At 32.3% G+C, this 24,863-nt stretch carries 25 protein-coding genes; 21 read left to right on the forward strand and 4 right to left on the reverse strand.

What is annotated here, in order from left to right; translation table 11 throughout:
* Positions 1 to 16: 16 nt before the first annotated feature.
* The 4 genes from ACUUYC_RS07655 to tatA all read right to left on the reverse strand — a co-directional run bounded on the left by ACUUYC_RS07655 (position 17) and on the right by tatA (position 2,160).
* Positions 17 to 478 carry a hypothetical protein gene (locus ACUUYC_RS07655; RefSeq protein WP_474265069.1) on the reverse strand — a complete coding sequence of 154 codons (462 nt, stop codon included), beginning with the start codon at positions 476 to 478 and terminating at the stop codon, positions 17 to 19.
* Positions 479 to 619: 141 nt separating this feature from the next.
* Complete coding sequence (locus ACUUYC_RS07660; protein WP_474265071.1) at positions 620 to 1,369, reverse strand: LVIVD repeat-containing protein; 750 nt, start codon at positions 1,367 to 1,369, stop codon at positions 620 to 622.
* A gap of 4 nt (positions 1,370 to 1,373) precedes the next feature.
* A complete protein-coding gene (locus ACUUYC_RS07665) occupies positions 1,374 to 1,865 on the reverse strand; it encodes a hypothetical protein (RefSeq protein ID WP_474265072.1) in 492 nt (163 codons plus the stop codon).
* Between the two features lie 109 nt (positions 1,866 to 1,974).
* Entirely contained in the window at positions 1,975 to 2,160 is a 186-nt protein-coding gene (gene tatA, locus ACUUYC_RS07670) for a twin-arginine translocase TatA/TatE family subunit (protein ID WP_474265073.1), read from the reverse strand.
* A gap of 127 nt (positions 2,161 to 2,287) precedes the next feature.
* Here tatA and ACUUYC_RS07675 point away from each other — a divergent pair, with 127 nt between their 5' ends.
* From ACUUYC_RS07675 to ACUUYC_RS07775, 21 genes are all read left to right on the forward strand, one after another.
* Entirely contained in the window at positions 2,288 to 3,160 is an 873-nt protein-coding gene (locus ACUUYC_RS07675) for a M23 family metallopeptidase (protein ID WP_474265074.1), read from the forward strand.
* 40 nt (positions 3,161 to 3,200) lie between these two features.
* Positions 3,201 to 4,700 (forward strand): GH3 auxin-responsive promoter family protein, encoded by a 1,500-nt coding sequence (locus ACUUYC_RS07680; protein ID WP_474265075.1) that lies wholly within the window; start codon positions 3,201 to 3,203, stop codon positions 4,698 to 4,700.
* A 42-nt stretch (positions 4,701 to 4,742) separates the two neighbouring features.
* Complete coding sequence (locus ACUUYC_RS07685) at positions 4,743 to 6,440, forward strand: DUF6909 family protein (RefSeq protein WP_474265076.1); 1,698 nt, start codon at positions 4,743 to 4,745, stop codon at positions 6,438 to 6,440.
* A gap of 7 nt (positions 6,441 to 6,447) precedes the next feature.
* Positions 6,448 to 7,533, forward strand: a complete 1,086-nt coding sequence (locus ACUUYC_RS07690; protein WP_474265077.1) for a hypothetical protein — start codon at positions 6,448 to 6,450, stop codon at positions 7,531 to 7,533.
* Positions 7,526 to 8,545: a dTDP-glucose 4,6-dehydratase gene (rfbB, locus tag ACUUYC_RS07695; protein WP_474265078.1), complete on the forward strand. Its 1,020-nt coding sequence runs from the start codon at positions 7,526 to 7,528 to the stop codon at positions 8,543 to 8,545. Before ACUUYC_RS07690 ends, rfbB begins: the two co-directional genes overlap by 8 nt.
* Before the next feature lie 10 nt (positions 8,546 to 8,555).
* Positions 8,556 to 9,413: a glucose-1-phosphate thymidylyltransferase RfbA gene (rfbA, locus tag ACUUYC_RS07700; RefSeq protein ID WP_474265079.1), complete on the forward strand. Its 858-nt coding sequence runs from the start codon at positions 8,556 to 8,558 to the stop codon at positions 9,411 to 9,413.
* A gap of 9 nt (positions 9,414 to 9,422) precedes the next feature.
* Positions 9,423 to 9,956 carry a dTDP-4-dehydrorhamnose 3,5-epimerase gene (gene rfbC / locus ACUUYC_RS07705; RefSeq protein WP_474265080.1) on the forward strand — a complete coding sequence of 178 codons (534 nt, stop codon included), beginning with the start codon at positions 9,423 to 9,425 and terminating at the stop codon, positions 9,954 to 9,956.
* On the forward strand, positions 9,953 to 10,798 hold the full coding sequence (rfbD, locus tag ACUUYC_RS07710) for a dTDP-4-dehydrorhamnose reductase (protein WP_474265081.1): 846 nt from the start codon (positions 9,953 to 9,955) through the stop codon (positions 10,796 to 10,798). The genes rfbC and rfbD overlap by 4 nt, the downstream gene beginning before the upstream one ends.
* 287 nt (positions 10,799 to 11,085) lie before the next feature.
* On the forward strand, positions 11,086 to 11,904 hold the full coding sequence (gene cysQ / locus ACUUYC_RS07715) for a 3'(2'),5'-bisphosphate nucleotidase CysQ (RefSeq protein ID WP_474265082.1): 819 nt from the start codon (positions 11,086 to 11,088) through the stop codon (positions 11,902 to 11,904).
* Between the two features lie 105 nt (positions 11,905 to 12,009).
* Positions 12,010 to 13,005 carry an SDR family oxidoreductase gene (locus ACUUYC_RS07720; RefSeq protein WP_474266361.1) on the forward strand — a complete coding sequence of 332 codons (996 nt, stop codon included), beginning with the start codon at positions 12,010 to 12,012 and terminating at the stop codon, positions 13,003 to 13,005.
* Entirely contained in the window at positions 12,995 to 14,254 is a 1,260-nt protein-coding gene (locus ACUUYC_RS07725; RefSeq protein ID WP_474265083.1) for a nucleotide sugar dehydrogenase, read from the forward strand. The genes ACUUYC_RS07720 and ACUUYC_RS07725 overlap by 11 nt, the downstream gene beginning before the upstream one ends.
* Before the next feature lie 32 nt (positions 14,255 to 14,286).
* Positions 14,287 to 15,411, forward strand: coding sequence for a non-hydrolyzing UDP-N-acetylglucosamine 2-epimerase (gene wecB / locus ACUUYC_RS07730; protein ID WP_474265084.1), 1,125 nt, complete (start codon positions 14,287 to 14,289; stop codon positions 15,409 to 15,411).
* Positions 15,412 to 15,417: 6 nt separating this feature from the next.
* On the forward strand, positions 15,418 to 16,620 hold the full coding sequence (wecC, locus tag ACUUYC_RS07735; protein WP_474265085.1) for a UDP-N-acetyl-D-mannosamine dehydrogenase: 1,203 nt from the start codon (positions 15,418 to 15,420) through the stop codon (positions 16,618 to 16,620).
* Between the two features lie 15 nt (positions 16,621 to 16,635).
* Positions 16,636 to 17,211, forward strand: a complete 576-nt coding sequence (locus ACUUYC_RS07740; protein WP_474265086.1) for a hypothetical protein — start codon at positions 16,636 to 16,638, stop codon at positions 17,209 to 17,211.
* 10 nt (positions 17,212 to 17,221) lie between these two features.
* Positions 17,222 to 18,406 (forward strand): hypothetical protein, encoded by a 1,185-nt coding sequence (locus ACUUYC_RS07745; protein ID WP_474265087.1) that lies wholly within the window; start codon positions 17,222 to 17,224, stop codon positions 18,404 to 18,406.
* Between the two features lie 344 nt (positions 18,407 to 18,750).
* Entirely contained in the window at positions 18,751 to 19,758 is a 1,008-nt protein-coding gene (locus tag ACUUYC_RS07750) for an O-antigen ligase family protein (protein ID WP_474265088.1), read from the forward strand.
* On the forward strand, positions 19,730 to 20,248 hold the full coding sequence (locus ACUUYC_RS07755) for an acyltransferase (RefSeq protein ID WP_474265089.1): 519 nt from the start codon (positions 19,730 to 19,732) through the stop codon (positions 20,246 to 20,248). The genes ACUUYC_RS07750 and ACUUYC_RS07755 overlap by 29 nt, the downstream gene beginning before the upstream one ends.
* A complete protein-coding gene (locus tag ACUUYC_RS07760; protein ID WP_474265090.1) occupies positions 20,248 to 21,432 on the forward strand; it encodes a polysaccharide biosynthesis protein in 1,185 nt (394 codons plus the stop codon). Before ACUUYC_RS07755 ends, ACUUYC_RS07760 begins: the two co-directional genes overlap by 1 nt.
* A complete protein-coding gene (locus tag ACUUYC_RS07765; protein ID WP_474265091.1) occupies positions 21,429 to 22,793 on the forward strand; it encodes an O-antigen polymerase in 1,365 nt (454 codons plus the stop codon). The genes ACUUYC_RS07760 and ACUUYC_RS07765 overlap by 4 nt, the downstream gene beginning before the upstream one ends.
* Positions 22,790 to 23,872 carry a glycosyltransferase family protein gene (locus tag ACUUYC_RS07770; protein ID WP_474265092.1) on the forward strand — a complete coding sequence of 361 codons (1,083 nt, stop codon included), beginning with the start codon at positions 22,790 to 22,792 and terminating at the stop codon, positions 23,870 to 23,872. Before ACUUYC_RS07765 ends, ACUUYC_RS07770 begins: the two co-directional genes overlap by 4 nt.
* Positions 23,859 to 24,863 (forward strand): polysaccharide biosynthesis protein, encoded by a 1,005-nt coding sequence (locus tag ACUUYC_RS07775; protein ID WP_474265093.1) that lies wholly within the window; start codon positions 23,859 to 23,861, stop codon positions 24,861 to 24,863. Before ACUUYC_RS07770 ends, ACUUYC_RS07775 begins: the two co-directional genes overlap by 14 nt.

Raw genomic sequence — 24,863 nt, forward strand, 5'->3', positions numbered from 1 at the left:
CTAAATCGCACAAAAATTATTCCATAGTTGATCTTTGTACTGTTTCTAACAATTGAATTCCTTTCCGATCAAGCTTTTCTAGGAGTTGTTCTGTCAACTTTTCTTCTCCATCTTCAAAAGTAATGGTTGCTGTTTTGCCATTTAATTTAATATTCTCAATTTTTGAGAGCGGAAGTTTAAACTTTTCACCAATTTCTCTTTTCAAATAATTTCGAGTAGAAATTGCCAACACAACTAATCCAGCAATTAGTGAAAACTTCACTTTTCCAGAATCAATTGGAAAAATAAGTAGAAAAACCACCACAGCAATAATAGTAAAAGGAATAATTTTCATTCGAAATTGCCGAAATGAATTTTGTTGTTGCACACCCTTTTCTTTCAAACCGTTCGTTTCCGACCAATTTCCAGTATTGGTAAAGTAGATATTTTCATCGTCAATATTTACAAAGCCATATTCATACTTAAACCATTCTTTCATATATACGTTTTAGTGATTTTGAACAGTATTCTTAGTGCAACAATCATTTCAAATATAACACATCTATATGGTTAATTTGGATAGAAATAAAAAAGAGAATAGTATACAAAACTAATGGATACGTATAAAATTTAAATATGTTTATAGACTTAATGAACTCAAGAAAGTTTCATTCTGGATATCTTCTGTATCAAGCATATACTGCGTTAAACCTGTTTCACCTATCAATATCAGTAGATCATTTTGAATAATAACATCAAAACTATCTGTGTCAATTGCATGTACTAAATGCATGCTTTCAGGATCAGAAATATCAAATATCTTAACTTGATCATCACACACAAATAGATACTTATCTTGGTAAAATCCCATTCCGATAGGTTCAATCATATTGCGTTGTGAAAGTAATATTGGATTTTCTGCGTCCGTAACATCATAAACTTCCAATACATTCAAATCTTGCCCACACAAATTTCCACCTTTCAAGGTTACAAATGCATGTGTATCATTTGCAATTACAGGATCGCAAGCTGTAAAGTGTTGTACATTTGACAGTAACTGAGGAGTTTCTTGTTGTGTAGCATCATAAATAAACATTCCGTTTCGTGATCCTATGTATAAGTAACTTTTATAGGAAGACAATGTTTCAATATTAAAACCTACATTAATCGTATTCACTAACACAGGATTTTCAGTATTGCTAATATTAAAAACGTTCAAATTTTGAAAATCTACGGTGTACAAATAGTCATCCAATGTTACAAAACGCGCTAAAGATCCTGATTGTCCCGATTCGCTTGCTGCATTTGCTATATCTGAACTGTCTGAATCACAAGAAGTATACATAATTGCAACGCATACCAATAAAATAAAAGTTTTGAGTGTATTCATATCTTTAATTTTGTGTCCAGTTAATAACAATTTCATTTGGAGCTACATTTGGAAAAAAGCCATCTGGGGAAAGGAGTTGTGGAAATATATTTTCGACGCGTTGTGTTTCAATAACTCCATCAAAAGAAGCATTAAATTTAAGAGCTACAAGATCTACTGCTTGGTTTATATAGAAAGAATCATTCTTAAAAATAAGGTCGGTGGCTCCTGGAGATACTAAAAATTTTTCAATAACAGGATTGGAAGGATCTACATTATTAACGATATGAAAACCTTGGTAAGGTTCGTTGATAAACAAATACGATCCTTTAACATAAATTTTTCCTGTTTCAGTAATTGGCTTTGCTTCTTGTAATACTATTGAAGTTTCCAGCTCGGAACGTAGTAATGTTACTTGCTGATATATAGATGTTTCAGGAGGAAGTACATCGTCATCATTATAAAAACATGATGTAAAAAATAGAACAAGTAATACAATCAAATAGTTGGCTTTCATGCTATTGTTTTCACAATAGATGCATAAAATAGTATTTGGTTGCGTCCTTGCATAAAAAAAATCCACACTGTAACAGTGTGGATTTATAATTTTTATATAAAAGAATAAACTATTCTTTGTCTACTTTTTTTGCTTCATCTTCTTTTGTAGCATCTTTAAATTCTTTAATTCCGCTACCTAATCCGCGCATTAATTCTGGAATTTTTCTTCCTCCGAATAAAAGCAATACTACAACAACTATTAAGATAATTGAATATCCGCCTGGAATTGCTAAAAACATATTTAAAGACATCATAATGATTAAATTTAAGCTACAAAGGTAAAAATAAATATATATACCACTACAAAGAAGCATAAAAAAACACTTCCAGACAATATTATTACTAATAATTTCTTTTAAGTTTGTAGTGTACAATTGAGTTATGGCCAAAGATAATCAGAAAAAACAACGACTTAAAAAGAAGCTTTTACACAAGTATCGTCTGGTAATTCTGAACGAAGATACTTTTGAAGAACGCATTTCATTTAAACTGACACGTTTAAATGTCTTTGTGTTGACTGCTTTTTCTATCATTTTACTCATCGTATTAACTACGTTTTTAATTGCTTTTACGTCCTTACGTGAATATATTCCTGGGTATTCGTCAACAGCGTTAAAAACAAAAGCGATAGAACTCAACGAAAAAATAGATTCCTTACAGCAAGTTCGTGTGCGCGATTCTATATATATGGCTTCCATTCGTAATGTCCTTACGGGAGAAATAAAAAGTGAAAACATCAATAAAGATTCGCTATATGAATCATTCAAAATTGATGCGGAAGAAGTTGATTTAACACCGAATAAATTAGATTCATTATTACGTGAAGAAGTTGCCGAAGAAGATAAATACAACTTGTTTGAAACTGCAACCTCTAAAGTAAACTATGTATTATTTCCACCAATAAAAGGGAAAATTACACAAGAATTCAACCCAAAAGAAAAACACTTTGCTATTGACATTGTTGCGCCAAAAGATACACCTGTAAAAGCAACAGCTGACGGAACGGTTATATTTTCAGAATGGACGGTTGCAACAGGATATGTATTAATTATAGAACATCCAAATAACTTAATATCAGTATACAAGCACAATGCATCTGTGACTAAGCGACAAGGCGATTTAGTAACCGCAGGAGAAGTGATTGCAACTGTAGGAAATACAGGAGAATTAACCACAGGTCCGCATTTACATTTTGAATTATGGAGTGAAGGATATTCTGTAAATCCAACATCATATATTGATTTTAAATTATAAAAAATTACATCTGACCGAATTAAAAAATAAAAACTAACAGATGAAATCGTTAAAAGCTTTACTTGCCAAACCTTTTGCCAAACGCATTCAAAAGAAAGTGTCTAAATGGGCTAAAAAGCCTATAAAAACGCAAGAAAAAGTATTTGAAAAACTCATAAAACAAGCAAAGAAAACTCAGTTTGGAAAAGATCACGATTTTGAAAATATTCATTCTCATGAAGATTTTGTAAAACGTGTGCCAATTCGTGATTATGAAGCGTTAAAGCCTTATGTGGAAAGAGTTGTTGCTGGCGAAAAGGACGTTCTCTGGAAAGGAAAACCCGTATACTTTGCCAAAACTTCTGGAACAACTTCTGGCGCAAAATACATTCCAATCACAAAAGAATCGATGCCAACGCATGTGGAAGCTGCTCGAAACGCAATTTTACTATACGTAGCAGAAACAGGAAATACAGACTTTGTCAATGGAAAAATGATCTTTTTACAAGGAAGTCCAATTTTAAAAGAAGAAAATGGTGTAAAACTGGGACGACTCTCAGGAATTGTAGCGCATTACGTGCCAGGATATTTGCAAAAAAACAGAATGCCAAGTTGGGAAACCAATTGTATTGAAGATTGGGAAACGAAAGTTGAAGCAATCGTTGATGAAACGTTGTCTGAAAAAATGGCGATTATTAGTGGAATTCCTTCGTGGGTTCAAATGTATTTTGAGCGAATTGTAGAACGAACAGGTAAAAAAATAGGCGATGTTTTTCCCGATTTTAAATTGTTCATTTTTGGAGGTGTAAATTATGAACCCTATCGAAACAAATTTGAAAACCTAATTGGCAGAAAAGTAGACAGTATTGAATTATATCCAGCAAGTGAAGGGTTTTTTGCGTTTCAAGATCAGCAAGATGATAAAGGCATGTTATTGCAATTAAAATCAGGAATCTTTTATGAGTTCATCGAAGCAAATACCTTTTTTGACGAAAATCCAACCCGAATTACCCTAAAAGATGTGAAACTTGGTGTAAATTATGTCATGATAATCTCTACTAATGCTGGACTTTGGGGCTACAATATTGGTGATACCATAGAATTTACATCAATAAAACCATACAAAGTTATTGTTTCTGGTCGTATCAAGCATTTTATTTCGGCATTTGGAGAACATGTTATTGGGAAAGAAGTAGAACACGCATTAAATGATGCTTTGCAAACTTCTGGCGCAAGCATAAATGAATTTACTGTAGCACCAAAAATAAACCCAGAAATAGGATTGCCGTATCATGAATGGTTTATAGAGTTTGAAGCAGCACCTGAAAATATAGAAGCGTTTGCAGCAACAATGGATGCTTCATTACAAAAGCAAAACAGTTACTATTTTGATCTCATAAAAGGAAAAGTTTTACAACCTTTAAAAATTACGAAAATCCAAAAAGACGGCTTTCAAAATTACATGAAATCAATCGGAAAACTGGGTGGACAAAATAAAATTCCAAGGTTATCGAACGATAGAAAAATAGCAGAAACGCTAACGAATTACAAAAAAGCATAGAAATCCCAAATTAACTTGTATTTTTGTGCGGAAAAACCATATATGAGTAACATTAAAATACACGAAAGAACCAGAGCACAAGAATCATCAGGAGCCATTGAGCGTTTGTACATAACCATGAGACATTTATTTAATCGTGGATTCTACAAACCTATGGGTGTTTCTGGAGAAACGCTGCGCCAGTCTTTATTAGTGTTGCGCCCTGAAATCTATGGCTCTATCGCTGAAGAAAAGGCAGAAATTAACGGTTTATTATACGTAATTGATCGTTTGCCAATTGGTATTGAAGAATGTCGTTTTATCAACTTAACGTCTGATGAAGGATATAAAAATTCACATTTCAAAGCGATCATTCCACCAAAAAGACGAAGAAACTGTTACCGAATTGATGAGGAGCAGATGAACATTGAAATTACGCGTGGACGTTCGGAAATCTATGATATCTTAACGCATTTGACGTTTTTATTTATAGAATCGCACAAAATTTGCAATCGTGTTTTAATTGGTGAAGATGGAGAAACAACACGCGATTGGGAAAAACTAGAAGCTGCGGTTTGTAGAAAGAAAAAGTTAACACTTGCCGAAAGAGAAGTTGCCATTACGCATACAGCAAATATTTTAGGAAGAACATTTGAAGAAATTTTAGATGCACACAAAACATTTTCTACCAAAGAAAATCCTGAACGTTTTCTAAATATTATCTATTGGTTAGGAAAGCTTGCTATTAAAGAACTTACTAAAAGTGAAAAAAGAACCATTACGTTTAGTCCAGTATTGCGCGAACGTTTAGGACATCATATTCACGGAGAAGTTTGGGCAAACAATATCAAAAAAGTATTAAAAGAAAATAATTTATTACACAGACCAATTCATATCATTAGTGCCAATATGCACAGTGTAATGAACTCTATTTTTGCGCCAAAATTATTGCAAAAACAACTCAATGCAACAGACGAGTTTGATATTTTTGAAGCCTTAAGTACTTCAGGAAATGATAAACTTCGAACTAAAGTAGAAAAAGAAGCGTTGAAAAAGGGAATGATTTATATTGAAGATGAATCAGGAACAAATATTAACGTACAAATTTTCGATACTTCTAAAATCGATTTTAGCAAAACATCATACACATGTACTGCCAAAAACGATGAAGAAAAACCTGTTTTATTTGTGATGGATTATGCGTTTGGTGAACAAGCATATGAAACGATTGATGAGTTTTTAAAACCATACTCAAGTAAAGACAAAACAAAAAAAGAATATTTGAATGTCGCTTCGGTTTCCATAATGGGGAAAGCAGGAATTTTAGAAGGAGGAAAAGGAGATATCATGATTCCGTCAGCGCATATATTTGAAGGAACTGCAGATAACTATCCTTTTAAAAACGAATTGCAAAAAGAAGATTTAGAAGGTCATGGACTGGAAGTTTTTGAAGGTTCTATGATATCAGTTTTGGGAACTTCTTTGCAAAACAAAGACATTTTAAAATTCTTCCATGATTCTACATGGAACGTGATTGGTTTAGAAATGGAAGGAGCACATTATCAGAAAGCCATTCAATCGGCTTCAAAAATTAGAAGAAGTATATCGGAAGATGTAAAGGTTAGATACGCATACTACGCTTCAGATAACCCATTAGAAACAGGAAGTACATTAGCTTCAGGCGGATTAGGAACGACTGGAGTAAAACCAACATACTTAATTACAAGAAAAATTTTAGAACAACTATTAAACAACAAATAAAAAGAATATGAGCGAGAATGTTCAAAACAAGCCAGAAGCACCTAAACCAAGTACTGAAATTGATTTAGGGGAATTATTCAGAATGATTGGAAAAGTCTTTAGCAAGCTTTTCAAGTTTTTGAGAAATGTATTTTTATTATTATTTGATCTTATTATTAAAGTGCTAATAATAATGAGAGTTCATGTTTTAAAATTTGCAATAGTAGGTTTTTTAAGTGTAGTAGTTGGATGGTTTATAGATGCACGACAAGAACCGATATACGGTTCAAATATGTATATAGAAGCTAATTATGAGAGTACACGTCAACTGTATTCAAATATTAGATATTATAACGGTCTTTCGAAAGATTCAGACAGTACAAAGCTTGCAGAAATTTTTAACATTACTGAAAATGAAGCTGGAACTTTGATGGGATTCTTTATTGAGCCAGATGTAACTGAAAATGGAATGTTGAATGCATACAATGATTTCATGAAAAAAACAGATACTACTTTTGTTTTAGGTGAAATTGACTTTAGAAAATTTAGAAAAAACACTAGTCCTTTAGATTTTAAAACACACTTAGTATCAGTAATATCTTCTGATAAAGATATTATTCCAGCATTGCAAGTGCCACTTGTAAGCAAAAATATTGAAAACAACTACATCAAAAGACAAAAGGAAGTAAATCTTAAAAACCTTGAACAAACTGAAAAAACACTGAGAGATCAGTTAGTAAAAATTGATACGTTAGGTGAGGTATACAAGCAATTACTTCAAAAAGATCCTAAAGATGAAGCTAAAGCAGGATCAGGAACATATATTCAGTTGGCAGCTAATAATGACAGAAAAACTAAAGAGATTGAACTCTTAAAGATGAATGAAGATATTTCGAGAAAACTCCTTGAAATTAACTATAAAAAAGAATTAAATAATGAAATCATTAACGTATTAAGTGGTTTCTCTCCAGGAGCAGAAATAAAAAGTTTCTACGATAGTTTCTTTTTTAAAATTCCAGTTTTAACACTATCATTATTACTAATGTTTATTCTATTAAGAGAATTAAACAGCTACTTAAATTCATACGAAGAAAACAAACGATTAAATGCCTAAAAACGCAGTACTTATAACAGGAGGAGCAGGTTTTATAGGTTCAAACTATATACCATATTTCTTGGAAGAACACCAAGATACTGTGGTTGTGAACCTAGACAAACTTACCTATGCAGGAGATGTGCAAAACCTTGTAGAAGTACAAAATAATTCAAATTATACGTTTGTAGAAGGCGATATTTGTAATAGAGATTTGATAGAAAAATTGTTTACGAAGTACGATTTTAAAGCAGTCATTCACTTTGCAGCTGAATCACACGTAGACAACTCTATTAAAAACCCTGATGCGTTTATTCAAACAAACATTTTTGGAACATTCAATTTATTAGATGTTGCCAAAAAACATTGGATGAATGGTCCAAACCAGATAAAAGAAGGTTGCGAACAGTGTAGATTTCATCACATTTCAACAGATGAGGTATACGGAACTCTTGGAGAAACAGGTTTATTTACGGAAAGTACTTCATATGCACCAAACAGTCCATACAGTGCTTCAAAAGCATCTTCGGATTTTATTGTGCGCAGTTATTTTCATACGTATGGAATGAACGTTGTAACAACAAACTGTTCTAACAATTACGGACCAAAACAACATGATGAAAAGTTAATTCCGACAATCATTCGAAAAGCAATTTCAGGTGAAAATATTCCAATTTATGGAGACGGAACAAATATCCGCGATTGGTTATATGTATTAGATCATTGCAAAGGGATTAACTTAGTGTGCCAAAAAGGAAACGCAGGTGAAACTTACAATATTGGCGGACTAAACGAACGCAACAATGTGTATATTGCAACTACAATATGTGAATTGTTAGATAAATTACATCCAACAACAAAGTCGTACAAAGAACAAATTACATTTGTTACAGACCGACCTGGACATGATTTCAGATATGCTATTGATGCAAGTAAAATAGAAAATGAACTTGGTTGGAAAGCAGAAGAAAACTTTGAGTCGGGTATTTTGAAAACAATAGAATGGTATTTAGCTAAATACACAACAAAATAAAAAATAACAGATGAAAGGAATAGTATTAGCAGGAGGATCAGGAACACGATTGCATCCACTTACCTTAGCGGTAAGCAAGCAATTAATGCCTGTGTATGACAAACCTATGATATACTATCCTGTTTCTACCTTAATCAGTGCAGGAATTCGTGAAATACTAATCATTTCTACACCGCAAGATTTGCCATTATTCCAAAAATTATTGGGCGATGGGAAAAAAATCGGATGTGAATTTCATTATGAAGTACAAGAATTGCCAAATGGATTGGCTGAAGCATTTATAATTGGTGAAAAATTTATCGGTGACGATAAAGTTGCATTGGTTTTAGGGGACAATATATTTTACGGTTCAGGACTGGCAACCTTGCTACAAGCAAATAACAATCCTGTAGGTGGTATCATTTATGCATATCACGTACACGATCCAGAACGCTATGGCGTTGTTGAATTTGACGAAAATGGCAATGCAATTTCTATTGAAGAAAAACCAGCAGAACCAAAATCAAACTATGCAGTTCCAGGGATCTATTTCTATGACAATGAAGTTGTGGAAATTGCCAAAAATATACAACCTAGTAAACGTGGCGAACTCGAAATTACCGATGTAAATCGTGTATACCTCGAAAAAGGAAAACTAAGCGTTAGTATTCTCGATAGAGGAACAGCTTGGTTAGACACAGGAACATTCAACTCACTAATGCAAGCTTCACAATTTGTGCAAGTCATTGAAGAACGTCAAGGACTAAAAATTGGCGCTATTGAAGAAGCAGCATATAGAATGGGATTCATTACCAAAGAACAATTAGATGAACTTGCAAAACCATTATTAAAAAGTGGTTATGGAAAACATCTTTTAGAAATACAATAAAATTTAGTCTTGAACATTACTCATACACCATTAGCAGGCTGTTTTATCATAGAACCTCAAATATTTGGAGATTCTAGAGGGAGTTTCATGGAAACCTATAACAAACAAAAGTTTCCAGTGGAAACACACTTCGTACAAGACAATCAATCAATCTCTCAAAAAGGAGTATTACGTGGTTTGCACTTTCAAAAAAGAGAACATGCACAAGCAAAATTAGTGCGTGTTATTCGTGGAGAAGTACTAGATGTTGCTGTAGATATTAGACCAAACTCTGAAACATTTGGACAACACTTTTCAATTGTTTTAAACGATGAAAACAACAAACAGCTTTTTGTTCCTCGCGGATTTGCACATGGTTTTGCTGTCTTAAAAGACGATACTATATTTGCGTATAAATGCGATAACTTTTGGAACAAAGAAGCAGAATCAGGGATTATTTATAACGATCCAGATATTGCCATAGATTGGATGCTTTCGGAAGATGAAATTCAACTTTCAGATAAAGACAAAATACTTCCCACTTTGAAATCTATAACACTATGAAAACGGTTTTAGTTACCGGTGCTAATGGTCAATTAGGACAATGTATTCAAAAAATCCACAATCAGTTTACTGATATTTCATTTCATTTCAAATCGTCAAGCGAATTAGACATTACAAATAGCAATGCTATAAATGACTACTTTTCTAAAAATGCGATTGATTACTGTGTAAATTGTGCTGCGTATACGAATGTGGAATTGGCTGAAAGTGAAGAAGAAAAAGCATACTTGGTCAATGCGGAAGCAGCAAAGCAATTGGCAAAAGCTTGTAATGAACAGAATACAACATTGCTACATATCTCTACAGACTATGTATTTGATGGAAAAAAAGAAACGCCATATATAGAAACGGATATTACAAATCCGATAAGTGTGTACGGAGCTTCCAAATTAAAAGGAGAACAATACATTCAAGAAATATTTCAAAACTATTTCATCATTCGTACGTCTTGGCTATATGCCGAATTTGGTAAAAACTTTTACAAAACCATCTTGCGAAAAGCAGCAGAAAAAGCAGATTTAACGATTACAACGGAACAAAAAGGTACGCCAACCAATGCTAACGATTTGGCAGCATTGATATTAGAAATTATCACAACAGACAATACTGACTTCGGAATCTATCACTTCAGTAATGAAGGTGAAGCCACTTGGTATGATTTTACGAAAGAAATTATCAAAAATTTGAACCTATCAGAAGCAGATCGACCTTCACTAAAAAGTAGTAATAGTTACAAAACCAAAGCTGCACGACCTGAAAATAGTGTATTAGACAAAACGAAAGTCCGAAACATTATCAAAACGATTTCATGGCAAGAAAGTCTTCGAAATCTGATGAAATAAGTAAAAATAAAATATAATAAGCGCAATTTGATATGAAAACAAAATGTATCTATTCTTTTTCCGCAGTGTAGTATACATTTTTCGTTAAGAATTTTTGAAGCCTTGGAAAAAATTTAGAAAAGTGGATACGGTTTTGACTTTTTCAGTCAAAAATACCTCTGGAAAAACGCACTTTCTTTTGTTTCTTTTCTTTGTGCGAGCAAAGAAAAAGAAAGTGAAAATAAATCATAGTATGTGAATCAATGAAAGGTTCTTAAATAATAGTTATTTTATTACGTAAGATAAACATGAAAATCACTCCTAACACGATACAATCTCATCTATACAAAGCTATTGAAGCTGCAGTGCATGCAGGTTCAATCATTATGGATATATATGAAAATCAACCTTTTGAAGTAGAAATCAAACCAGACGATTCTCCCGTAACCATTGCTGATCAAAAAGCAAATGATCATATTGAAAAAGCATTAGAAAGCACAGGAATTCCTGTTATTAGTGAAGAAGGCGATCGTACCAACTATGAAATACGCAAACATTGGCAACAATGCTGGTGTGTAGATCCATTAGACGGCACAAAGGAATTTATTAAACGAAATGGCGAATTTACCGTAAACATCGCTTTAATTGATAACGACAAACCAATACTAGGAATCATATACATTCCGGTTACGAAAACACTATACTTTGCAATAACATCAGAAAAAAAAGCATACAAATTAGAGTTAGAAGCGCATCAAATAACTCCTGAAATATTTAAAAGCGCTGTAGAAATCTTTCCAGAAGAAAAAAGTGATGTTATCAAAATAACATCAAGCAGATCGTATACCAATGCACAAGTGCACGACTTAATTGCACGACTAAAAGCACAAAACAAAAAAGTAACGCTTGTAAAAGCAGGAAGCTCCATAAAATTTTGCTTAATAGCAGAAGGAAAAGCTACTTCATATCCACGATACGCACCAACAATGGAATGGGATACAGCTGCAGGTCAGGCTATTTGTAATGCTGTCGGAATAGAAGTATATTCACTAGAAACCGATAAACCACTAAAATACAACAAAGAAAACCTACTAAATCCGTGGTTTATTGTTCGAAAAATAGGATAAAAAAAAAGGGGATAAAACCCTTGTAAAAAAGGGTATTTCCCCTTAAAACTCATTTATTTTCTAGTGTAAAAATTTATGGCTAGTTTTGCACCCAATAATAGCACTATGTACCAAGAAGCATATCATCAAGGAAGCCTAGAAAACCATAGTTTTTTAATTACAGGTGGAGCTGGATTTATCGGATCAAACTTAGTTGAATATTTACTAAAGCACAATGCTAAAAAAGTTCGTGTATTAGACAACTTAGCAACAGGTTTTAAACATAACATTGCTGGATTTGAATCAAATCCAAACTTTGAATTTATTCTTGGTGACATTAGAGATGTAGAAACGTGTAAACAAGCAGTTGACGGAATGGACTTTGTATTGCATCAAGCAGCATTAGGTTCGGTTCCGCGTTCGTTTAACGATCCAATCTCTACGAATGCCGTAAACATTTCTGGTTTTTTAAACATGATGATTGCTTCCAGAGATGCTGGCGTAAAACGTATGGTATATGCAGCTTCTTCAAGTACATATGGTGATAGTAAAGCATTGCCAAAACAAGAAGAAATCATCGGGAACCCATTATCTCCGTATGCAATTACGAAATACGTAAATGAATTATATGCAGAAAATATCTCGAAGCATTTTAATTTTCACACAGTAGGATTACGATATTTCAATGTTTTTGGACCAAAACAAAATGTAAAAGGTGCGTATGCAGCTGTCATTCCACTATTCTTCAATGCAGGAATACATAACACAAAAGTAACAATCAACGGTGATGGAAATCAAACGAGAGATTTTACATTTGTCGAAAATGTAGTACAAGCAAATATGAAATCATTATTTGCCGAAATAAATCAGCATGAAGTCATCAATGTAGCGGTTGGAGATCGTATCAGTGTAAATGATTTATGGAATCATATCAAAAGTATTTCTAACAGTACTGTGGAGCCAAACTATGGTGAAAGCCGTATTGGAGATGTTCGCGATTCACTAGCAGATATATCAAAAGCACAAAAATTAATAGGTTACAAACCAGCATACACTGTACGTGATGGATTATCAATTACGTACGATTTTTTTAAAAAACAAGCTGTCGAAAATGAAAAATAAGGTAATTTCCATAATAGGTTTAGGATATGTTGGATTGCCTTTAGCTGTCGAATTTAGCAAAAAAGGATTCCAAGTCATCGGATTTGATATCAACCAAGCGCGAATTCAAGAATTGCAGCAAGGAAACGATCATACGCTAGAAGTAAGTAACGAAGAATTGCAACAAGCAGCAACATTACAATACACAGATAAGGCGGAAGACATTGCAAAAGCAAATGTGTACATTGTAACTGTTCCAACACCAATAACAGATCATAAATTTCCAGACTTATTTCCACTAGAAGCAGCTTCAAAATTAGTAGGTTCAGTGTTACGTAAGGATGATATTGTAATTTATGAATCTACCGTGTTTCCAGGTTGTACAGAAGAAGTTTGTGTGCCAATTTTGGAAGAAAAAAGCAGTTTAACGTTCAATCAAGATTTCTTTTGTGGCTATTCGCCAGAACGTATAAATCCGGGAGACAAAAAACATAGAGTCAATAACATTGTCAAAGTAACATCGGGTAGTACGCCTGAAATTGCTGAAAAAGTTGACGAATTATACAAAAGTATCATCACGGTAGGAACCTTCAAAGCTTCCTCAATTAAAGTAGCAGAAGCTGCAAAAGTGATTGAAAACTCACAACGAGATATCAACATTGCGTTTGTAAACGAATTGGCGTTAATATTTGGAAAACTAGGAATTGATACACATGAAGTATTACAAGCTGCTGGAACAAAGTGGAATTTTTTACCATTTACGCCAGGATTAGTTGGCGGACATTGCATTGGCGTTGATCCGTATTACCTAACCTACAAAGCAAAAAGCGTAGGATACAATCCGCAAGTCATCCTAGCAGGAAGAAAAATAAACGATAACATGGGCAAATACATTGCAGAACGCGTTGTAAAACTCATGATAAAACAAGAAAAACTAGTCAAAGGTGCAAAAGTGACCATTTTGGGAATCACGTTTAAAGAAAATTGTCCTGACATTAGAAATACACGAGTGATTGATATTGTACATGAACTCACAGAATATGGTATTGAGGTTGAGGTGTTTGACGATAATGTAAATGCTTCGGAAGTAAAAAAAGAATACAACATTGAGTTGGTTTCGTCGATTTCAAAAGACACGTCAGCGATTATCTTGGCAGTTGCTCATAAAAGTTTCAATAAAATTGATGTAACTCCCTTTTTTAAAGATGGATGTATTATTTTTGACGCGAAAAATTTCCTCCCAAAACCAATTGTAACTGAAAGATTATAGTCGTTTTAACGATAAAAAATAGTAAAGCATACATGAAAAAAAATCTAATTGTATTTGGTACACGACCAGAAGCCATTAAAATGGCACCATTGGTAAAGGAATTTTTAAAGCACCAAAACACGTTTGAAACAAGAGTGTGTATCACGGCGCAACATAGAGAAATGCTAGATCAAGTACTTTCATTCTTTGAAATTACACCAGATTACGATTTAGATTTAATGAAGCCAAACCAAAATTTATATGGTTTAACTTCAGATATTATCATGAACTTAAAGCCTGTGTTGGAAGAATTTCAACCAGATTATGTATATGTTCATGGTGATACAACAACAACAATGGCAACAAGTATTGCAGCTTTCTACTCGGGTGCAAAAGTGTGTCATGTTGAAGCAGGATTACGAACGTTTAACAAACGATCACCTTTTCCAGAAGAAATCAATAGATGTGTTACAGGAAGTATTTGTGACTATCACTTTTCTCCAACAGAAACATCAAAACAAAATCTGCTAAACGAAAATGTAGCAGACGAAAATATATTGATTACTGGAAATACGGTAATTGATGCATTGCACTTTAGTGCAAACAAAGTAAAATCAGAAGGATTTGAAGATCAGGAAATTGAAGATTTAAAAGGAGTTTTAGATACTTCAAAACGATTGATATTAGTCACAGGACATCGTAGAGAAAATCATGGGCAAGGATTTATCAATATTTGTAGTGCATTAAAACAAATAGCTGTAAATCATCCTGATACACAAATTATTTATCCAGTTCACTTAAATCCAAACGTACAAAAACCTGTATACGAATTATTAGGAGACATTGACAATGTAAACTTAATAAAACCGTTATCATATCCGGCTTTTGTTTGGTTAATGGACAAATCGAATTTAATTATTACAGATAGTGGTGGTGTTCAAGAAGAAGCTCCGAGTTTAGGAAAGCCAGTTTTGGTAATGAGAGACACCACAGAACGACCAGAAGCAGTAGACGCAGGAACGGTTTTATTAGTAGGAACAGATACTGATAAAATTATTACTGAAGCTACAAAATTACTAACAGACGAATCAGCTTATCACAAAATGAGTAAACTTCATAATCCTTATGGAGATGGAACAGCGTGTGATAAAATTGTAAAATACATGTCAAAATTATAATACATCATGGCAAACAAACCAAGTGTTGTTATGGTAGGTCTAGGATATATTGGACTTCCTACCGCAGCGTTAATCGCTAGTAAAGAAATTAAAGTAACAGGAGTTGATGTTACGCAAAGCGTAGTAGATACGATTAATAAAGGTGAAATTCACATTGTGGAGCCAGACTTAGACGGTTTGGTGCACAAAGTAGTAAAAGATGGATACCTAAAAGCAAGTACGTCTCCTGTAGAAGCAGATGTATACTTAATTGCAGTTCCAACACCTTTTAAAGGTGATTACGAACCAGATATTTCGTATGTAGAAGCAGCAACAAGAGCATTATTACCAACCTTAAAAGAAGGAGCTTTGGTAATAGTAGAGTCTACAAGTCCTGTAGGAACTACTGAAAAAATGCTAGCTGTTATCAATGCAGAACGTCCAGAATTGGATGGAAAAATATTTATGGCATACTGCCCAGAACGTGTATTACCAGGAAACGTAATTTACGAATTGGAGCACAACGATAGAGCTATTGGTGGAATCAACGAAGCTTCTACAGAAAGAGCTGTACAATTCTACAGACACTTTGTAAAAGGTGAATTGCATAAAACCAATTCCAAAACTGCTGAAATGTGTAAATTGGTTGAAAACTCTTCAAGAGACGTTCAAATTGCGTTTGCAAACGAACTTTCTATGATTTGTGATGAAGCAGGAATCAATGTTTGGGAACTTATTAACTTAGCAAACAAACATCCACGTGTAAATATTCTTCAACCTGGAACTGGAGTTGGAGGACATTGTATCGCCGTTGATCCATGGTTTATTGTGTCTGAATTTCCAAAGCAAGCGAAAATCATTCGCGCTGCCAGAGAAATCAATAATTACAAAACGGAGTGGGCAATTGAAAAAACAAAAAGTACAGCCTTACAATTTAAAATAGACAATGGACGTGATGCTAAAATTGCGTGTATGGGATTGGCATTTAAACCAAACATTGATGATTTACGTGAATCACCAGCCTTAATCGTAACAGAAGCCTTAGTTGCTGACGGATTTAATGTTATGGCGGTTGAACCGAATATTAAATCACACAAATCTTTTGATATTCACAGTACAGAAGACGCTTTGACTCAGGCAGATATTATTGTATATTTGGTTGCACACAAAGAATTTACTAGATTAGAAAAAACGAACAATACGCTCGATTTTTGCGGCGTTTTTAAATAAATACAAATTACAATTATGAGAAAACTATTTTTAATTTTAACTGCAATAGCTTTTGTAGCATGCGGAGATGATAAAAAGAAACCAGCAGATACTGACACTTCTAAAGTTGAAGATGTAAAGGAAACTGTTCTTAGTAAGGTTGAACAAATTGCAGCAAAATATAATTTTGAAAAAGTAGACAACTTATTAGAAAATCCTAGCTTGGCAAACTTAACGAGCGAAAGTCATGCGTTTTCGGAAGACATCGTTTTTGAAGAGATAAATATTTTGAAAACAGGAGAAGATGAATATTCACTGATTTTAGTTTTAGATGAAAAAACTACTAATTTTGATGTGTATAACAATTGGCAAATAGCGATCATTGCAACAGCAAAAGATCCATCTAAATTCAAAGATCCTGCAATACGAAAGAAAGGCACCAAGACAAATGGTATAAAAGCTAAAACAGTATTAATGGGGAATGAAATTGTGGCTTCTGGTACATTTAATTTAGCGCCAAAAGAATTTTCAATTATTAGATTTTACCTATATGACGCTAATGGAAATAAAAACACTAATTACTATGTAATAAAAGATGTAACCATCCCATAACTTTGTAAGAATGGTAAAAAAACTATATCAAAATATATATTTATACTTGATTGTTTTACTTCTGGTTGCTGACTTTATTACTAAAATGATAGTTAGGTTAACTCACTCACAGCTAGATTACTATCCTAGTACTGTAGTTAAAGCTTTGTTGATCTGTTTTACGTTCTTTTTTTTTTTAAAACTAGCAAATAAAAAAGCATGGATTTATGTTATAGTGATTTTAGGGATGTTTCTCTTAGGATTATTATTCGACCCAGAAAAAGAATTTAGTCTAAGTTATATTAATGGAAAGTTTTATTACTTTATTAGGCATTTATATTTCTTTTTATTGATACCAATTCTAGCAGAGCTTTCCAAGGAAAAATGGAAGAGTATCATAAAAGTATTGATAATTTTTGGAAAAGTGAATGCCATTTTTATAGTTTTAGGCTGGCTTTTTGACATTAATCTCTTCAAGTCCTATCCGTATACAGACAGGTTTGGTTTTAATGGATTATTACCAATTCAAGGCGCTGGAACTTTTTACTATATTTTTGTAATTTCTATAGTGTATTGTAAAGGCTTTATAGAGTACAAAAACCTAAAGAAAATAAGCCGTTCTAGACTTTTAGATCTTGCAATTTTGGTAGTCGCAGCGCTATTTTTAGGTACTAAAGGAGCATACTTGTTTTTGTTTTTACTTTTTCTAGTTGATGTATACTTTAGACAAGAAAGAAAACGATTAACTTATTTTTCTCTAGGCTCATTAACACTTTTATTTGTTTGTTTTAGTGAAAAAATAGCAATAAACATGCTGAAGTTGATGGACTTGTCCACAAAAATCTATACTGATAATGGACTTATTACCGTACTATTGTCTTATCGTGATTTATTGTTTATTAGTGCGATGGAATATATAGAAGTCAACTGGGGAGTTATCAACTATATGATTGGCGGAACAAATTTTAATATATTAAAGGTTGAAATAGAACTTGTCGATATCTTTTTGTTTTTTGGTGTAGCTGGTATTATTACTTACTTTTTGTTTGTGAAATCTTATTTGTTTTCAAAAAATCAATTGATATTAAATGTTCTATTATTACTTATATTTTTTATTGGTAATTTCTCAGGAAATTTAGTTTCTTCAATATCTAATACTACATTTTTTGCCTTCACATTCTTATACTTAAAAAATAATCTTAGTTTCAATAAATAGTTAAACTTATGGCGGCAGTGAGTGTAAGTAATATACATAATTACATAGAACACAATAAAAGTAAAATATATACTACTTTATTGGTTTTGATTGTCGCTACACTTTTTTTAAAAAAAGAAAACATTAATAGTATATCCATAATTTTACTTGCCGTTTTTTGGATTTTAGATGTAGGGAAAAACATAGGTTCCGTGTTTAAGGACTTAGTGAAACACAAACTTCTTCTATTCAATGTTCTTTTCTTCGTAGCGCTTATATATGGTTTACTAATTTCCGAGAATAAAGCCTATGCAATTAAAATACTTCAAAGAAATTTACCTTTTCTAATCCTTCCGCTAGTTTTTTTGAGATTTAAAAAAGTACATATTAATGTAAATGTCATAAAAATAACCTTGATTGTTTCTGCGTTTATCGCTTCTATATATTGCGAAATAACCAATTTATCAGAATGGCAACGGTTCAATGATTCTGGTCAGTATGATTTTTCAGTATATGACTTCTTTACATATCATTGGTTTACATATACCAATTTAACGAAAGGGTTAGATTTACAGGCTTCCTTTTTTGCTTTATATATACTTACTTCAATAATCTTTATGTTGGAATATGTTCTTTTTTATAAAAAAAAGAAGAAGCTACTGTTTAATCTAAGTTTGTTTTTACTAGTATATTTTATCTTATTTATGTTTCACTTATCTAGTAGAATAGGATTAGTATTACTAATTGCTGTTTTAGGATATTATTTCTTCAAACTACGAATAAAGACAAAATACAAAGCATTTATATTTTTAAGTGCTATGGTGCTTTTTGGGTTTGTACTTTTTAATTCAGCCTTTATAGACAGACTTAAAGAATTAAAGATTACATTACAGGAAAACGTAGTTGATAAAGGCGATAACAAAGTAAATGCTAAGAAGATTAGAGTATATGCTTTGCAAGCGTATGCAAATCAAGAACCAATAGATTTCTTAACAGGTAAAGGAACAGGTGATGCCCAAAAACATTTAGATGCTTTTTATGAAAAGAAAATTGTGAAGAATGTAGAAACAGTTAAATCTGAAGCAAAATGGAAGTTCAAAGGAATGCATTATCACAATCAATTTATCCAAACAAACGTAGAAACAGGTATTCTAGGTTTAGCAGCATTGCTATTCATCTTTTTTGGATCATTAAAAAAAGGAATTAAACACAAAAACAGGGAACACGTATTGTTTATTTTAATTTGTATTTTGTTCTTTGTAGCCGACTCTGTTTTAATGAGGCAAAAAGGAGTTGTATTTTTCGCTTTTTTTAATGTACTATTTATACTAAATTATTATAGAAATGATAAAACTACTATACAAAATATTTAAAGGGACACCTTTATTTTCTTATCCAGTACTACGGAAATTAAGAAATAAAGTATATCAAAAACATTTTAATGCTAAAGGGTTAAAAGTTGCTGAAAGTGTAAACTTAAGACCTTCTCATTTTATTGGTAAAACATATATTTCTTTTGGTGAGTCCGTTATATTAGACAAAGAAGTAATGATAGACTATACTTCTCCTGTTAGGCTAGGTAATTTTGTTACGATATCTGAAGGCGTAAAAATTTTTACACATAATCATAGTGTAGACGACCAAATTGATATACAATACAGTAAAATCATAACGTATGAGTTAGATATTGAAGATTATGCATGGATAGGCGCAAAAGCTATTATTTTGCCAACGGTGAAAAAAATAGGATACGGAGCTGTCATTGCAGCAGGAGCAATAGTAACGAAAGAGGTGAAGCCTTATGAAGTAGTAGGTGGTAACCCAGCAAAGGTGATAAAGACAAGAAATGTAAAGCGTGATTAATGATAAGCAAACTTAAAAGACTAGTATTACCATTTGTTATAAACTTCTTAAGCTTATTTTTATTTTGGTTGGCAGATGTTGCTATAATAGTACAATACGATACTGACACAATTTCACGATGGGCACTTCTAAAATCTCTAATATTTATTTCGGGCTCGTTTATTAGTTTAGGAATTGACCAAGCAATAGTAAGACTGAATTTGAATTACAAGGAAACACTATTGCCTGTTTTGTTTCAAATAGTTCTTTTAACGTGCTTAACATGCGGTATTTTATGGATATTTAATTTTGATGTTTCCTATCCATATGTTTTCCTGATACTATTGTGCTATTCTACAATACTAATATTATTTTCATTTGAAAGGTCAAAACTAAACTATACATTATCTATTTTCATTTTTCATTTTTGGCGAATTCTATTTTACATACTCATTGTAACAGCAACCTATAAACTTATTGAAATTCCGCTAGCAATTGCTTTTATAAGTGCTATTGTTTTTCTAATAGGTCCATTGCGTAAAATAAGTTTCAAAGCGTCGTCTTTTAAAAGCTATAAACCTGCATTAAAGACTGGATTTTACTTTTTTCTGTCTACATGTTCCTTAAATGTTATTTTATTTGTTGATCAGTTATTGATAAATGGGTTAGAAGACACAACAGCATCAGAAATACTATTCTCTCATGTTACGTTTTTCATCGCTCCATTTGCGGCTATTCTAAGCTTTTTAGGATTCTTATTAACTCCATTCTTAAGAGACAATAAAGAAAAAGCACTATTATTTTTAGACAAATACCTCATACACGTAGTTGCCATGGGTATACTGATGGTTTTTTGCTACTATCTGTTTTCAGGTTGGTTATACACAGCTGTCAAAGGGCAAGATCCTATATCTTGGTTAGGAATAGTTTTAACCTTAATTTTATATGCAAGATACCTGTTGTTGATACCAAGTGCTTATTTTGGCGCTTTTGGTGAGAATAAGCTCATTAGAAAGGTATCTATACGATATAATCTGGCTAATATTTTTTATATTTGCGCAGCTTTTGTATTATTATACAAGTTTGGGTTAAGTATTTTAGTGGCTATTTCAAGTGCTTTATTGATAACTTGGACCTTAAGGGCTTTAATAGGATACATATGTTTATTTGAACTAAAAAGAGATACCTTAAGAACTAAAGAATGAAATTCCTTTTCTATATACTTACCTTATTGGAGTTACTCTTCATTATTTACATACTATACAAAACAAAGAGACATAGTAAAGTAAGAGAAGTTCTTTTCGATCCATTTTCACTATTTTCCATTTGCTGGTTAATTTGTTACAATATCATACCATTGATAATGGTTTACGGAAATAATTATACATATACAGAAGAAGGACAGGGATATAGCGACACTAGTGTTTTTTTTAGCAAACTTTTTCTTACTGTATTTTATTTTGCCACTTTCGTATTTTATACTGCATTTAGCAAAACGTTTAAGCTTTCAAAAAAAGCACCTTGGCCTAAATTTCAAAAATTAAATTCTATAGAAAATGTATTACTATTTTTCTACTATATACTTGTTTTACTTGTTTCAATATATCATATAAACTACATATTTAGTATTGGTATTGGGGATTATTTACAAAACAGAATACTACTAAATAAAGGCTTGGGTTTAATTTCTCTTATAATTTACTCTAGTAATATATTAATACTAGTATTATTAATAAACACGTATCTATATAAAAGAAAAACATTAGTAAATATATTCAGAAAAATAACTATTTATTCCTCAGTAATCTTGTTTTCAGGAATTTACCTATTAATAGGAAGTAGATTATCCGTTATCCTTTTGATAATTCAAATAATATTTGCATTTGTTTATTTAAAAGAAAAAGTCTCTAAAAAGTTTTTTTTCAGAGTAGGTCTTTTTATGTTTTTGATGGCATTATCGTTATCATTTTTTGGGTTTATGAGGGTAAGAGTTAAAAATACGCACTTAAACCTATATGAAGAATTCGCAAAAGTATATGCAGAAAAAATTACAGAAAACCTTGTTGTAAATTTTGGTAAGTTTGAAAATATTGTCTGGATGAATGACAATATGGACAAATGGAGTCCGCTGTATGGTAAAACATTTATGGCTGGATTTACAAACTTTGTTCCAAGGAAACTATGGAAAAATAAACCTTTAGGTGGTGGTCCAGCAATGCGAAACTGGATAAAACCCGGAAGTTATGACCTAGATGCTAAAAATGCCAAAAACATTACATCAACAACGACTGGTTATCCTACGGAATGTTACATGAATTTCCATGTTTTTGGATTTATTGGAGGTGCATTTATATTGGCTTGTTTTTTAGCATTGCTCAAAAATATGCTGAACAGAATACATGGTGGCATAATGCAATTTTCAATTTACATTTATTTGTTAATTGCTATTTGCTTCGTTTTTCAATACGGAGAATTTTTAGGAATCTTCACTAGAACACTTTTTGTCGTTTTTCCATTTATGATAATAATGATCCTAGGTAAACTTAAATATGTTATAAAAAAATGACAACGAAACCAGAAATTATTCTTATCATAAGAATAGCTAACATTGATGAGCGTGTAAGGCTCTCTAAAAACATGAACTACTTTGATAGTAGAGGTTATGATGTTGAGCTTTGGAAAAAAAAGGGAAAGCAAAAAAGCAAATACAACGAAAAAGATATATGTAAAACCTACAATTTTAAAGGTATTGAATATATCTTATGGATGGCAGGCTTATTCTTTCGATTACTTTTTAGAAAAAGAAAAAAATTAGTATTTGTTTCGGGTTACGAAAGTGCACTTATGGTATACTTAGTAAGTCTAATTAGAGGTGGAGAGTATATTTATGATAATCCAGACAACTTTTATCAATCAAAACAACTTCCAAAACTTATAAAAAATATTGTTTTTTGGGTAGATTGTAAAATAATAAATAGAGCAAGAGTAACTGTAGTACCAGATCATAGCCGAATCCCAGGATACAATATTGACAATGAGCGATTCTTAGTTATAAAAAACTTCCCAAGCCACGTTGATTATAAAAAAGCGGGAGATTTAGGACTAAAAAGACAGCATAAACTAGTCTTATATACCAATGGTTGGTTAGTGCCAACGAGAGGTTTGAATATGATGTCTGATTTTATATCAAAATTAGAAAAGGGACTAGATTTAGAAATAAAAATTACAGGTAAAAAAGAAGGATTAGGAGAAAATATACTAGGTTCTGACTATGTTAATTATATAGGCGTTGTAGATGCAACAACCTCTTTAGCGCATTATTATTCGTCAGATGTTATATTAACATTTTATGATCCTGCTTTAGAAATAAATAGAAAGGCAAGTCCAAACAAATGGGGAGACGCTTTAGTAACTAAAACGGTACCTATATTAAACAGTGAAATAGAAACAACTGGAAATTACTTTCCAGAAGGTGGATATTTTGCAATAAAATACAACGATTCAGAAGCATTATATAAACTAATAAAGGACTTATATAATGATAAAACTATACTGGAAAATAAACAAAAAGAGTTGAAAGAAAACCCAATTTACTTTTGGGAAGATCAAATGGATAAATTACCACTAAGCAATGCTAAAAAATAAAACATTACTCATAACAGGAGGAACAGGTTCCTTTGGAAATGCTGTATTAAACAGATTTTTAGATACAGATCACTTTAGTGAAATACGTGTATTCTCTAGAGATGAAAAAAAGCAAGAAGACCAACGAAGAAGACTATCACATCCAAAAGTAAAATTTTACATTGGCGATGTTAGAGATCCACAATCGGTAGAAACTGCTGTAAGAGGCGTTGACTACATTTTTCATGCAGCAGCCTTAAAACAAGTACCTTCATGTGAATTTTTTCCTGTAGAAGCAGTAAAAACAAACGTATTGGGTACAGAAAACGTGTTGGAAGCAGCTATTAGAAATAATGTGAAAAATGTTGTAGTATTAAGTACAGATAAAGCTGTATATCCAATCAATGCAATGGGAATTTCCAAAGCAATGATGGAGAAAGTACTAGTAGCAAAATCTAGAAATGCTGGAAGTACGGTAATTTCAGGAACACGTTACGGAAACGTTATGGCATCAAGAGGTTCTGTAATTCCACTATTTGTAGACCAAATCAAAGCAAGCCAAAACTTAACGTTGACTGATCCAAGTATGACACGCTTTATGATGACGTTAGAAGATGCGGTTGATTTAGTATTATTTGCGTTCGAACATGCAAATGCAGGCGATATGTTTGTACAAAAAGCGCCAGCAGCAACGGTAGAAACTTTAGCGAAAGCACTATTGGAAATGTATGAAAGTGACAGTGAAATCAAAGTAATTGGAACACGTCACGGAGAAAAACTATATGAGTCTTTATTGACAAGAGAAGAAAAAATAAAAGCGGAAGATATGGGCGATTACTACCGAATTCCTGCTGATAACAGAGACTTAAACTATGCTAACTATTTCTCTGAAGGAGAAGTAGATATGAGCACAATTGAAGACTATCATTCTCACAATACCGAACGCTTAGATATTGAGGGAATGAAAAAACTATTATTAAAACTCGAATTTATCCGACAAGACGTAAAGTAA

Source organism: Kordia sp. E (assembly GCF_056033805.1).